We start from the raw sequence: 13,102 nt of genomic DNA on the forward strand, positions 1-13,102 counted from the left end.
TCACGAAGATCCGCGGCGAAGAAAAATGGTACGACATGTCGGTGAAGATTGACGAAATCGTCACGGGCCAGAAAAACTTGCCGCCGAACGTGGATTTCTACTCGGCATCGGTCTACCACAGCCTGAACATCGAACACGACTTGTTCACGCCGATTTTTGCGGTATCCCGCACATCGGGCTGGCTGGCGCACATCTTGGAGCAATACTCGGACAACCGCTTGATCCGCCCTCGTGCTGATTACATCGGACCGGGCATGCAGACATACGTGCCGGTTGAAGAAAGGTAATTGGAAAACCGAGCAACTATAAGCATAAGTGCTTCAAGATAAAAAAATAAAAAGGCGTTTCCTGCAAAGTCCAGGAAACGCCTTTTTATTGTCCAGCAGCTCGTCAGCCGCCGATATAGGACATGCCAATCTTGTTGCGATTTTTTGCGGTAAATTCTGTACGTTCATCTGAATAGCGGTCATCACGCCGCTCCCAAACAGCTGAGATTTTCCGGAACAATTCTTCATCATTCAGCCCACTGCGAATGAGTTCACGAATATCAAAATGTCCGGTTGCGAACAGGCATGTGTAAAATTTTCCATCAGATGATAAGCGTGCACGGGTACAAGAAGAGCAGAAAGATTCGGAAACAGATGTGATAAATCCGACTTGCGCATCGCCTTCTTCAAATCGGTAGCGTTTTGCGACTTCACCATAGTAATCTTTGTCTACCGGCTCCAGGTTATAAACCGACTGCAGTTTCTCGAGAATTTGCTTCTTGGTAACCACTTTCTTAAAGCTCCAGCCGTTGTCATTGCCGACGTCCATAAATTCAATAAAACGCAAGGTCATGCCGCGTTCTTTAAAATATGCAGTCATCGGCAAAATCTCCTGTTCGTTAACATCCTTTTGGACGACCATGTTGACTTTGATTTCAAAGCCGATTTGGCGGGCAAAATCGATTTGTTTCAGAATGTGCGAAGGATCGACGCCGCGTCCGTTCAACTTGCCAAACAACTCAGCGTCGAGTGCGTCCAAACTGATGTTTAGCCGGCGAAGGCCAGCGTCGTAAAGCGCCTGTGCCTGATTGCCAAGGAGCAGGCCGTTTGTGGTCAAGCCGATGTCTTCTATTCCTTCAACAGAAAGAATTTTCTCGACCAATTCCGGCAACCCTCTTCGCATAAGCGGCTCGCCGCCTGTCAGGCGTATTTTTTTAACGCCCATCGCAGCAAATATTTTCGTCAAGCGATGGATTTCTTCAAATGACAACAATTCCTGCTTCGGCAAGAACGCATAATCATCTCCGAACACTTCTTTCGGCATGCAATAAGAACAACGGAAATTGCAGCGGTCGGTGACAGAAATCCGCAAATCCCGTATCGGACGCTGAAATTGGTCCTTTACTGGTTGTATGGCCATTACGCCACCCCCTTTTAATTATCTGGCTGATTTATGTTTCGAAACACGAGCGGATCCTTATGAATTAGAGATGAATCGATCCACTGGGTCGTTACTTTTTCCATTAATTTCATAACGCGCAATTGGCCAGCAACTAGATCGTTATGCAGCAATTCTTTCACGCGGTAGTTCCAAATGCTAAACAGCGGTATTTTTTCAGCTGCATTATGGACAGCTGTTATGTCAGACAAAGGATCCGCCAGAGCAAGCAGCTTTGCAGTTTCAGACTCCCCGATAAACGGCATGTCACACGGCAGCACTACATACTTTTTGGCAGTTCTGGCCGACATGCCTGTAAGAATACCGGCTAACGGGCCTTGCCCTGCAGTCCAGTCCAAATCCGTAACGACGTCGTATCCTGCTGGAAAATGAGTTACCAAATCCGGTCTGGAAACGATAACCACATGATCGCAAACATGATCCAAGGCTCTGTAAGCGCGTTCGTAAAACAATTCTTCTCCAATTTCGGCAAAGGCTTTGGGTGAACCAAATCGCCGCGACATGCCGCCTGCCAAGAGAATTCCAACCAGCTCGGTCATCCGCCGCTAACCGGCGGAATAAATGCGACTACATCTCCCGCTTCCAGCACATCTGTCGGCAACGCGTATTCTTCATTGATTGCCACACGGGCTGCTCCTGATTGGAAATTCGGATATTTATCCGCTGCCCATTGCCACAATTCCTCTACCGTTCGGCCTGCCAGCTCGACTTGTTCTACCGAAACACCGGTCTGTTCTTTAAGGCCTGCAAAATAATGCAAAGAGATCATTTGAAGTCTCCTTCCGGTTTTTTCTTTTGGTCGCCAATCCATTCTTCGCCGTCTTCCCAAATTTCTTTTTTCCAGATGGGCACAATTTCTTTGATTCGTTCTATGGCATATTCATTTGCTTCATAAGCTGTTTTGCGGTGCGGTGAAGAGACAGCGATAACTACAGCGATGTCGCTGATCTGCAATTCCCCAATCCGGTGGGCGATTGCCACTGTTGTTCCTTCCCAGCGCTGTTCGATTTCTTCACCGATTTGCGCCAGTTTTTTTTCGGCCATCGGCACATACGCCTCATATGCCAAATACAGCGTTCGCACTCCCTTTGTCCACTCACGGACATGTCCCGTAAACACAGTCACTGCTCCCGCTTCTGGTCGCAGCACAAAATCTGCATAGACCTGAGGATTGATTGCTTCTGTCACGATCTCAAATGCTTTCACTTTTGTCACCATCCATCCAATTAGTAAACCAAAAATAGAGTTGCTTGCTGTCAGTCTGCGGAATTACCTGGACATTGTCCAGTTTCAGCCCATCTGGTGCAATTACCAATTTTACCTGCTCCAGATTTTGAAGTTCCAGCCAGTCCTCAGCTGAGCGCAGCAAAACAATTTTTTCGTAGGCAGCTTCTTTAAATCCCTCGACCAAAACGATATCTGGACTTTCTGCAGAAGCGAGGGCAACCAGTTCGGCCAGTTTGGCTTGTTTTTTTCGCTGATGTACTTGGACGACACCGTCGCCAAATACAATCGAGCAGGATGCGCCTTCCTGAAAAAAACGCATGCTGTCAGTTTCATTTGACGGCATTTCCAAAGCACCGCCATGGCCATGATGCTTCACTGTAGAAACAGTCATGCCCTTTTGGATTGCCTGCTTTAACAAGTCCAACATCAAAGTCGTTTTCCCGCTGTTTTTAAAACCAACTAGTTGCAGTACTTTTACAACTGCCATATATCGGTCCCTTCTTCCATGCCAAGAAGCAACACGTCGACTGTATCTCCTGATTGGAAACCACGAGTCCCCCCTGGCAATACAATCAATGCATTGCCTCGTGCGATAGATGATACAGCATTCGACTTATTGAATCCAGCCGGCGCCACTTTATTTCCATCGTAGGAAGCGCGGATAAATCGCGTAAACGGATTGGCTTTTGTAAAATCTTCACCTAATTCTGCTTCAGTATGAGGCAAATACAGCTTATTGGCTCCCATCATTTTAAGTAATGCTGGCCGGACAAACAATTCAAATCCAGTAAAGCAAGCAGATGGATTGCCGGATAAACCAAACAAATATTTGCCGTTAGCCACTGCCACCGTTGTTACACTCCCTGGGCGCATCGCTACTTTGTTAAATAGAACCTCTGCACCGAGCTTCTCGTAAATGGCTGGCAAAAAATCAAAGTCGCCCACAGACACGCCGCCTGTCGTAATCAGGCAATCGGTTTCTTCCGCCGCTTTTTTGACCACGTTAAAGCTTTCGTCCAATTGATCGATGGACATGCCATACATTTTACACCGGAAACCCATCCGCTTTAATTGTGCAACAATCATCGGTCCATTGCTGTTGCGGATTTTTCCCGGAACAAGTTCGTCCCCGACTCCCAATAATTCCGTTCCAGTTGAAAGGATCCCAACAACCGGCTGCTTTGCCACCGATACTTGCGAATAGCCAAACGTTGCCAACAACGCAATCGTTCCTGGATTGATATAACTCCCGCTGTCGATCACCACTTCGTCCTTCCGTACATCTTCTCCTTGCAAAGAAACGTTTTCCATTGGTTCAAACGGTTTGCGAATGGTGATGGCACCTGGTGTTTCCACCGTTTGTTCAAACATCACTACAGCATCCGCACCTTCTGGAAGTTGTGCTCCAGTCATAATGCGAATTGCTTTGTGTGCCTGAAGCGATTTAGTGGAAACTTCTCCTGCCCCAATATGGTCGATTACGTCAAATGCAATTCGATTTTCGCCCGATGCGCCTATAGAATCCATGGAACGAATGGCGTAACCGTCGTAAGGTGACCGGTTAAATGGCGGCACATCTGTTGTCGTAATAATCGGTTTAGCCAGAATCCGGCCATAGCTTTCTTCCAAGTCTACTTTTTCGTTTCCGATCGAAACAGCATATGCTAATACTCGTTCAACCGCTGCTGAAACAGCAATCGGTGTGCGTTTTTCAACCATTTTTTCATCTCCAATTAGTTAGTTTGCTTTATTTTATATGTATTTTCATGTTGTTAAATGTATGTGTGCGTATCTTTATGTGATGACTTCTCGTACTAAACTTATACAATGCCTCGATGGCTGTCAAACAGACTTTCTAGAAGATAAGAAAAAACAACCTTGAAACTTGTTGATTTCAAGGTTGTTTTAATATGTGTTCTAGTCAATCGCTGACGGTCTCTCTATTGGCAGACACGGCAACTTTCTCATTTTGTGTACGAATTCTCCGGATATCGAGGCGAATGACCATCGAGATGACCAAAGCCACCACAAACAGACCGGCGAAGAACAACAAACTGCTTTCATAGCTGCCTGTTTGATCTTTCATAAATGCCGCAAACAAGGGTCCCGCAAGTCCAGCAGCTGCCCAGGCTGTTAAAATATACCCGTGGATGGCACCGAGCTGCTTCGTACCAAAAATATCCGCGATATAGGCTGGAATTGACGCAAAACCACCGCCGTAGCAGGTGTAGATAATGGCCAACATGATTTGAAAGAAAATAGCGTTCGTAGTGAACGGCAATAACGCAAATAAGGCAATTTGAATAACAAAAAAGGCAGTATACGTATTCGGACGTCCGATGTAATCGGAAATCGATGCCCAACCGAGACGGCCAAGGCCGTTGAAAATTCCAAGAACTCCTACCAGTGCTGCTGCTTGGACAGTCGTCATGCCGATGCTGTCGATCGCCATCGGTTTTGCGGCCGACAGGATGGCGATTCCGCATGTTACGTTGATAAACAGCATAAACCATAAGTAATAAAAACGTTTTGTTTTAATGGCTTCATTGGCCGTCAATTGAGCTAAGTCGATTTTCCGTTCAACTTTGCCACTGTTGACTTTTTCTTCAAAGCCAGCTGGTGACCAGCCTTCTTGCGGTTTTTCAAGGTATAGAGAAGACAATAGCATGATGATAAAATAAGAAGCACCTAGAATGTAAAAGGTCTGCTCTATCCCAACAGACGTGATGAGCGCCTCCATGATAGGGCTGCTGATGGCTGCTGCAAATCCGAAGCCCATAATCGCCAAGCCGGTAGCCAGTCCGCGGCGGTCAGGAAACCATTTGACCAATGTTGAGACCGGGGCAATATAACCAATTCCGAGCCCAATTCCCCCGAGCGCTCCGTAAAACACATACAACAGCGGCAATGAGGAAGCGCTTACAGCAAACCCTGATCCGATAATGCCGGTACCGAAGAAGAAAGCGGCCACAAGACCCGCTTTTCGCGGTCCGTATTTTTCAACAAAACTGCCAAAAAAGGCGGCGGACAATCCTAAAAATAAAATGGCAATACTGAACGTCAATTGCACTTGACTCGTCGTCCACCCAAACTGTTCAATCAACGGATTAGTAAAATTGCTCCATGCATAGACAGAGCCGATCGAAATATGTATCCCCACTGCAGATAACGCAATCAACCATCTGTTTTTCGGCTTTTTTTTCATTTTTCTTAACCTCCTGTTGAAATTGATAAAATAATATATAAAATGATTTTTAAAAAGCCAAATCATTAATTTTTCAAGCTGAAAGGTTGATTGCCTTGAAGAAAGGAAGTGGCCAAGGACAACTATAGCCACTTCCTTTGTTTTGATGGGCGGCAGTCTTAAAGGGGTGTTGGCCACTGAAAATTTATGGCAATAATTGACTAAATAATAAGACGATTAGAATCATAGCACCCTTCTCTTTTTTTGTCACCACAAATTTTTGTTTATTTGGCGGGCTGTTTGTCTACAATCCGTTCCGGGTGCGTGTAAAGATTAAACGAGCTGCCGCGGATAAAGCCGACTGCCGTGATTCCCAAGTCATCAGCCAGCGACAAGGCCAGTTCAGTCGGAGCAGATTTCGACAAAACGATTTCGCAGCCGATCTTCGCTACTTTCAACAAAATTTCAGAAGAAATTCGGCCGCTGAAAGCGATCACTTTATCGCGTACGTCAATATTGTTTACCAGGCAATAGCCGTAAATTTTATCCAGCGCATTGTGCCTGCCAATATCCATGCGCGAAACGATGATGCCGTTTGCGTCGCATAGCGCCGCATTATGGACACCGCCAGTCTGTTTGAACATTTCTGCCGACTCGCCCATGTCCTGCATCAACTGAAAACAATTTTCCGGAGTTAATGTTACACGAACCTCTGTCATTTTCTTGGCAATCATGGCATCGTGCGCAAAAACAAATCCCTGGCGACTCATGCCGCAGCAGGAACTGATAAAGCGCTTGTTCTGCAGCTGCTCAAAAAACGGATAGACTTTTTCGGCGGTGATGTGTACGGTACCGGTTTTTTCATCCACTCGTATATCCTGTATGTCTTTGTAATTAGGAATGATGCGTTCAGAAACCAAAAACCCAATGGCCATTTCTTCCATCTGCTCCGGTGAACAGACAATCGTGATAAATTCCTTGCCGTTAATTTTGATCGTAGCTGGCTGTTCAACTACAACGCGATCCTTTTTTTCAATAAACCCGCCTTTTTCATAACGCATGATTTTGCGTACTTTATCTTGTTCCATCCGGCTTGTTCCCTCCTTGGAAATGTTGATCAATTGGCCGATCGAAAAGAAACACAGATACGGCAATATCGTCTTCGACTTTGATGTCTGAAAAAAGATGAACAAACTTCGCGCCTACCAGCTCTTCCATACCTTCCGGAGCTGCTGTTGCATAAACACTTTGAATCATCCGCGTACGGGCAGCGTGGACCATCTCTCTGCCTTCTGGTGTTCTGGCTATAAACTGCTCAGACGGACTCAGGTTCCCATACAAAGTCGCAATGGCCATGTCATTGACAAAGACCGTCTGGATTCGTTCCGGGCCCTTACCGAAAAGATTCTTCCGCAATTTGCGGATGATGTCATTAAACTCATGAATTTGTCTGGACATGTGACTCTTCGCCTCTTTCGGACTGTTTATTTTTTGCTTCCAACGAGACAGGTTCATCCTACAGTTTGGTATTCAAAATGGAATTCCCTTGATTTGACTTATTTTTTAAATTTCTGTTGTATATCACATTTTTACTGTTTATAATAATAGCATATGTTGGTCTTGCCGTACGTTGTGGCGGCAACGCTTTCACTCTTCCCATAATAAATGGATTGGTCCTTTAACAAGTCCTGTTAAGACACTATTCCACTATGAAACAGATGCACTTGTCAAGGTGTGTTTTTCATAGTGGATTTTTTTATCCCATTTTAACGGATACTACAAATTCTTATTTCCCTATTGGCAAAAGTTTCATTAAGCGAAGTTTTTCTCACCCTAAAAGGAGGTTTTGGCATGTCCATTAAAATTAACGGTTCACCCATTGAATTTGAACAGGGAAAAACCATATTACAAGTCATCAACCAGGAAAAGATTTTGCATCCGCAAATCTGTTATATGCCCGAAGTAGATCCCATCGAAACCTGTGACACGTGCATCGTTGAAGTCGATGGCAAATTGGTCCGTGCCTGTTCAACTCCTGCAGCTGCCGGCATGGATGTCCAGCTTGCATCGCCCCGTGCAAAAGAAGCACAAACGGAAGCAATGGACCGGATCCTCGAAAACCACTTGCTTTACTGTACTGTTTGCGACAACAACAACGGCAACTGCAAAATCCACAACACCGTCGATTTGATGGAAGTGGAACACCAAAAATATCCATTCGAGCCGAAATGCTCGGTTGACGAAGTCGATTTAACCAATCCTTTTTACCGTTATGATCCAAACCAATGCATTGCTTGCGGCCAATGCGTAGAAGTTTGCCAGAACTTGCAAGTCAATGAAACCTTAACCATGGACTGGGCACGCGACCGTCCGATTGTCCTTTGGGACGGCGGCGCTAAAATTAACGATTCTTCCTGTGTCAGCTGCGGCCAGTGCGTCACCGCTTGCCCATGCAACGCCTTGATGGAAACGTCGATGCTCGGCGAAGCTGGCTTTATGACCGCGATTCCAGAAAAAATTCTTTCGCCAATGATCGATTTGGTAAAAGACGTGGAACCGGGTTACAGCGGCATCATGGCTGTATCGGATGCAGAAGCGAAAATGCGTGAAACACGCACAGAAAAAACCAAAACGGTCTGCACATTCTGCGGCGTCGGCTGCTCGTTTGAAATTTGGACAAAAGATCGTGAAATCCTTAAAATTCAGCCAGTCTCAGAAGCTCCTGCCAACGCGATTTCTACATGCGTTAAGGGTAAATTCGGCTGGGATTTCGTCAACAGCGAAGAACGCATCACCACTCCCCTTATTCGTAAAAATGGCGAGTTTGTCGAAGCCAGCTGGGAAGAAGCACTTGATCTTGTGGCTTCGAAATTCAAAGCAATCAAAGAAGAAAACGGCAAAGATTCCATCGGTGTTATTTCTTCTTCAAAAATCACCAATGAAGACAATTACGTCATCCAGAAACTGAGCCGCCAAGTATTTGAAACGAACAACGTTGACAACTGCTCACGCTACTGTCAATCCCCTGCAACTGACGGCCTTTTCCGTACAGTCGGCATGGGTGGAGATGCCGGAACGATTAAAGACATTGCCAGTGCTGGACTTGTTATTATCGTTGGCGCCAATCCTGCAGAAGGCCATCCGGTTTTGGCGACACGTGTCAAACGTGCGCATAAGCTGCACGGCCAGAAATTGATTGTTGCAGACATGCGCAAAAACGAAATGGCCGAGCGCTCAGATATCTTTATTACGCCGAAGCAAGGAACTGACCAAGTATGGCTCATGGCGGTTACCAAATACATGATCGATCAAGGCTGGCACGATCAACAGTTTATCGATGACAATGTAAACTATTTTAACGACTTTAAAGAAGTGTTGGATCAGTACACATTGGAATACGCAGAACAGCAAAGCGGCGTGTCTAAAGAAACCATCATCCAGACGGCTGAAATGATCCGCGACGCGGATGGTACGTGCATCCTTTGGGGCATGGGCGTTACACAAAACACTGGCGGTTCAGATACCTCTGCTGCGATTTCCAACCTGCTATTGGCAACAGGCAACTACCGCCGTCCAGGCGCTGGCGCTTATCCGCTTCGCGGCCACAACAACGTTCAAGGCGCATGCGATATGGGCTCATTGCCAGGTTGGCTTCCGGGCTACCAGCACGTAACTGATGACGCTGCACGCCAAAAATTCGAACGGGCTTACGGTGTGAAAATTGATGACAAGCCGGGCATGGACAATATCCATATGCTGCAGGCTGTTGATGAAGGCATCATGAAAGCCATGTATGTTGTCGGCGAAGATATGGCATTGGTTGATTCAAATGCCAATCACGTAGATGACGTACTATCAAAACTCGAGTTTTTCGTAGTCCAGGACATTTTCTTCTCACGCACTGCACAATACGCGGATGTAATTTTACCGGCAGCCCCGTCGCTTGAAAAAGACGGAACGTTCACCAATACGGAACGCCGCGTTCAGCGTTTGTACAAAGCCCTTCCAGAGCTTGGCCAGTCAAAAGCAGACTGGTGGATCGTTCAGGAAATCGCCAACCGCCTTGGCGCAGGCTGGAACTACAGCCACCCAAGCGAAATATTCGCTGAAATGGCGAGTTTGTCTCCATTGTTTGCTCAAGCAGACTACGCTTCTATGGAAGGCTGGAACAGCTTCTTATGGGGCAGCTTGGACGGCGAAAGCACACCATTGCTTTATGTAGACGGCTTTAATTTCCCAGACAAAAAAGCCCGTTTTGCCCTATCTGACTGGGTTGAGCCGGTAGTATTCCCTGCTGAATACGACCTTCACATTAACAACGGCCGCCTGTTGGAGCATTTCCACGAAGGCAATATGACCGATAAATCTAAAGGCATCATCTCTAAACTGCCAGAGACCTTTGTCGAAGTATCTCCACAGCTGGCACAGGAACGCGGACTGGAAGACGGCTCGACCGTCCGCCTTGTCTCTCCTTATGGCGCATTGAAATTACCGGTAATTGTAACAAACCGAGTTAAAGGCAATGAATTGTTTTTGCCGATGAACTCGACGAAAAAAGAAACGGCCATCAATTTCCTGACCGGCCCAGCTGGAGACCAGCGCACCAATACACCTGCCTACAAACAGACGAAGGTTCGGATGGAAGTCTTGAAAGACCATGTCAAGAGCCCGCTGCCAAAATCAAATCCGCGCGATAAGAAACGCAATCCGGTATCCGGTATTCAAGTAGAACGCAAATGGGCACGTGAAGGCTATGTGCATTTGACCGATCAACGATAGAAAGGTGATGTGATGTCCTATGGCAAGTCCTATAACGCAAATCAAGAAAAAAGAATGGACGGCAGAAGAAATACGCCAGCAAAAGCTCTATGAGTTGGAAACCCTAATTGCCGAACAAAATGAGGCATTAAATAAACTATTGGCCATCACTGGTGATCTGGACGATGCGGGAGTTTTGGACGCCGTTCTAGCAATGGTCAAAGCCAAAGAAGGAATCGCTGAAGTGGTCATGGGGCAAGCAACCCGTGAGCCGGTAACCAATCTTATCAATAACATGTTGAGTGCAGCAGGTGCATTAACAGCAATTAACCCGGAATCAACGGGCAAGCTGGCATCGAGTGTCGTGAATGGATTGAAAGAAGCCGAAGCACAAAACCAAAACGGCAAGAAAATTGGAATCTTCCAGATGCTCAAAGCAATCAGAGACCCTGACATCAACCGCTCCATCAAGTTCGGACTTAATTTCCTAAAAGGGATGGGCAAAGGACTGGATCGTTAAACAATAGTTGCATTTTAAACAGTCACGGCTTATTGATAGCCGTGGCTGTTTTTTTGCGTGATTTATTTAGTTGGCGGCTCTCCTCAAGTCATTCTCTCTGTGGTTTTCGTCCAGTTACAGAATGGGACTTGTAAAAAGTACTTATTATATAGAAGGAACTGCATTTAACTTGGTTTCATTTTAGTCTGCAGCAATTCCAAAACAGTTTTAAAATATACTCCCTACAGGTTTATTTATTTCTTTCATTATCAAGCCCCTCTACTAATAAGTTAGTTAGATTTTAGAGTAGCTTGTACTGTTACAGAATGGATGATAGGAAAAGCTTGCCGCCCCGTTGTTGGCTTGAGAGGTTTAAGGTTTTGAATTTCATCCTTTCCACAACACTCTCCTCTTTTTCACTTAACAATTCACCATCAAAACGGCAGTCCGGAATTGAACGCTGCTTTTATCGCCGGTTATCTGCTCTTATCCAGAAATAATCGGTTTTATCGGTTTTTTAAGACATGCCTCCATTTCTGTTATATATTAATAAACAAGAAAACAAACTGTATTAATACAGTTTGTTCAAGAAATTCTTTATATCAGAAAGGGATGGATAGCATGGCCACAAACAAACTTCAACAAATCGAGGAACTGAAAAAGAGCTGGGAGCAGGACGAACGCTGGAATGGCATTGAACGCATGTATTCAGCTGAAGAAGTGGTAAAACTTCGCGGCTCAGTACAAATCGAACATACACTGGCGAGAAAAGGTGCTGAACGTTTATTCCGGTCGATTCATGAAGAGGATTTTGTAAACGCTTTAGGTGCATTAACTGGCAACCAGGCCGTTCAACAAGTGAAAGCAGGCTTAAAGGCGATTTACTTAAGCGGTTGGCAAGTAGCTGCAGATGCCAACTCTGCAGGCCAGATGTACCCGGATCAAAGTTTGTACCCAGTCAACTCGGTCCCTGATGTTGTGAAGAAAATTAACCAAGCATTGCAACGGGCCGATCAGATTGACGGCGTTGAAGGTACGGAAGGTTTTGACTGGTTCGCCCCAATTGTAGCCGATGCCGAAGCCGGCTTTGGCGGACCACTGAATGTTTTTGAACTGATGAAAGCAATGATCGAAGCTGGAGCTTCTGGCGTGCACTTTGAAGACCAGCTCGCTTCGGAGAAAAAATGTGGACACTTAGGCGGCAAAGTACTGCTTCCTACTCAAAACGCAGTGCGCAATCTAGTTTCTGCCCGATTGGCAGCAGATGTGCTTGGCGTTCCAACCATCATTATCGCCCGTACAGATGCAGATGCCGCTGATTTGATCACAAGCGACATTGATCCGCGTGATCACGCTTTTATCACAGGCGAACGCACACCAGAAGGCTTCTACCGTACCAACGCAGGCATTGACCAAGCCATTGCACGCGGCTTGGCATACGCACCTTATGCGGATCTTGTCTGGTGTGAAACATCTCACCCGAACTTAGAAGAAGCTCAGCAATTTGCGGATGCCATCCATGCGGAGTTCCCAGGCAAGCTACTCGCTTACAACTGCTCGCCTTCATTTAACTGGAAAGCAAAGCTAGATGAAGAAACAATCGCAAAATACCAGGTTGAACTTGGTAAAATGGGCTACAAATTCCAGTTCGTTACATTGGCTGGTTTCCACTCATTGAACCACAGCATGTTCGAACTTGCTCACGATTACAAAGACAACGGCATGGCGGCATACTCGAAGCTGCAGCAGGCTGAATTCGCCAACGAATCAAAAGGCTATACAGCTACACGCCACCAACGTGAAGTCGGTACCGGTTACTTTGATGAAATTTCACAAATTGTTTCAGGCGGAACCAGCTCCACTACCGCTATGAAAGGCTCGACGGAAACCGCTCAATTCACAACAACCAAGTAAGCCCTTGCCAACTTTTGACTAGTATCTATTCCATCGCCACGGCATTCAAAAATAAACTCTTGGAGGAGATCCTT

General features: G+C 46.0%; 13 protein-coding genes. 4 read left to right on the forward strand and 9 right to left on the reverse strand.

What is annotated here, in order from left to right; translation table 11 throughout:
- On the forward strand, positions 1-287 hold a 287-nt coding region (locus AC4EG4_RS00005), incomplete at its 5' end, for a citrate/2-methylcitrate synthase (protein WP_490986574.1).
- 103 nt (positions 288-390) lie between these two features.
- Here the strand turns inward: AC4EG4_RS00005 and moaA are convergent.
- The 9 genes from moaA to AC4EG4_RS00050 form a co-directional block, all read right to left on the reverse strand.
- Entirely contained in the window at positions 391-1,407 is a 1,017-nt protein-coding gene (gene moaA, locus AC4EG4_RS00010; protein WP_490986575.1) for a GTP 3',8-cyclase MoaA, read from the reverse strand.
- 14 nt (positions 1,408-1,421) lie between these two features.
- The gene (gene mobA / locus AC4EG4_RS00015; RefSeq protein ID WP_490978333.1) at positions 1,422-1,985 is read right to left on the reverse strand and encodes a molybdenum cofactor guanylyltransferase; all 564 of its coding nucleotides are present in this window, start codon (positions 1,983-1,985) and stop codon (positions 1,422-1,424) included.
- Positions 1,982-2,215 (reverse strand): molybdopterin converting factor subunit 1, encoded by a 234-nt coding sequence (moaD, locus tag AC4EG4_RS00020; RefSeq protein ID WP_490978332.1) that lies wholly within the window; start codon positions 2,213-2,215, stop codon positions 1,982-1,984. The genes mobA and moaD overlap by 4 nt, the downstream gene beginning before the upstream one ends.
- Positions 2,212-2,652: a molybdenum cofactor biosynthesis protein MoaE gene (locus AC4EG4_RS00025; protein ID WP_490978331.1), complete on the reverse strand. Its 441-nt coding sequence runs from the start codon at positions 2,650-2,652 to the stop codon at positions 2,212-2,214. Before AC4EG4_RS00025 ends, moaD begins: the two co-directional genes overlap by 4 nt.
- The gene (gene mobB / locus AC4EG4_RS00030) at positions 2,639-3,160 is read right to left on the reverse strand and encodes a molybdopterin-guanine dinucleotide biosynthesis protein B (RefSeq protein WP_490978330.1); all 522 of its coding nucleotides are present in this window, start codon (positions 3,158-3,160) and stop codon (positions 2,639-2,641) included. The genes AC4EG4_RS00025 and mobB overlap by 14 nt, the downstream gene beginning before the upstream one ends.
- On the reverse strand, positions 3,148-4,392 hold the full coding sequence (locus tag AC4EG4_RS00035) for a molybdopterin molybdotransferase MoeA (protein WP_490986576.1): 1,245 nt from the start codon (positions 4,390-4,392) through the stop codon (positions 3,148-3,150). Before AC4EG4_RS00035 ends, mobB begins: the two co-directional genes overlap by 13 nt.
- A 202-nt stretch (positions 4,393-4,594) precedes the next feature.
- Positions 4,595-5,878: an L-lactate MFS transporter gene (locus AC4EG4_RS00040; protein ID WP_490986577.1), complete on the reverse strand. Its 1,284-nt coding sequence runs from the start codon at positions 5,876-5,878 to the stop codon at positions 4,595-4,597.
- Between the two features lie 263 nt (positions 5,879-6,141).
- Positions 6,142-6,945, reverse strand: coding sequence for a formate dehydrogenase accessory sulfurtransferase FdhD (gene fdhD / locus AC4EG4_RS00045; protein ID WP_490986578.1), 804 nt, complete (start codon positions 6,943-6,945; stop codon positions 6,142-6,144).
- Positions 6,932-7,315 (reverse strand): Na-translocating system protein MpsC family protein, encoded by a 384-nt coding sequence (locus AC4EG4_RS00050; RefSeq protein ID WP_490986579.1) that lies wholly within the window; start codon positions 7,313-7,315, stop codon positions 6,932-6,934. Before AC4EG4_RS00050 ends, fdhD begins: the two co-directional genes overlap by 14 nt.
- A gap of 393 nt (positions 7,316-7,708) precedes the next feature.
- On the opposite strand from AC4EG4_RS00050, the gene fdhF reads away from it, so the two are divergent.
- From fdhF to aceA, 3 genes are all read left to right on the forward strand, one after another.
- Positions 7,709-10,636, forward strand: a complete 2,928-nt coding sequence (gene fdhF, locus AC4EG4_RS00055; protein ID WP_490978325.1) for a formate dehydrogenase subunit alpha — start codon at positions 7,709-7,711, stop codon at positions 10,634-10,636.
- A gap of 19 nt (positions 10,637-10,655) precedes the next feature.
- Positions 10,656-11,135: a helical membrane plugin domain-containing protein gene (locus tag AC4EG4_RS00060; RefSeq protein ID WP_490978324.1), complete on the forward strand. Its 480-nt coding sequence runs from the start codon at positions 10,656-10,658 to the stop codon at positions 11,133-11,135.
- Between the two features lie 600 nt (positions 11,136-11,735).
- Positions 11,736-13,028 carry an isocitrate lyase gene (gene aceA / locus AC4EG4_RS00065; RefSeq protein WP_490986580.1) on the forward strand — a complete coding sequence of 431 codons (1,293 nt, stop codon included), beginning with the start codon at positions 11,736-11,738 and terminating at the stop codon, positions 13,026-13,028.
- Positions 13,029-13,102 lie beyond the last annotated feature (74 nt).

This window comes from Planococcus sp. TJ-201, assembly GCF_058268495.1.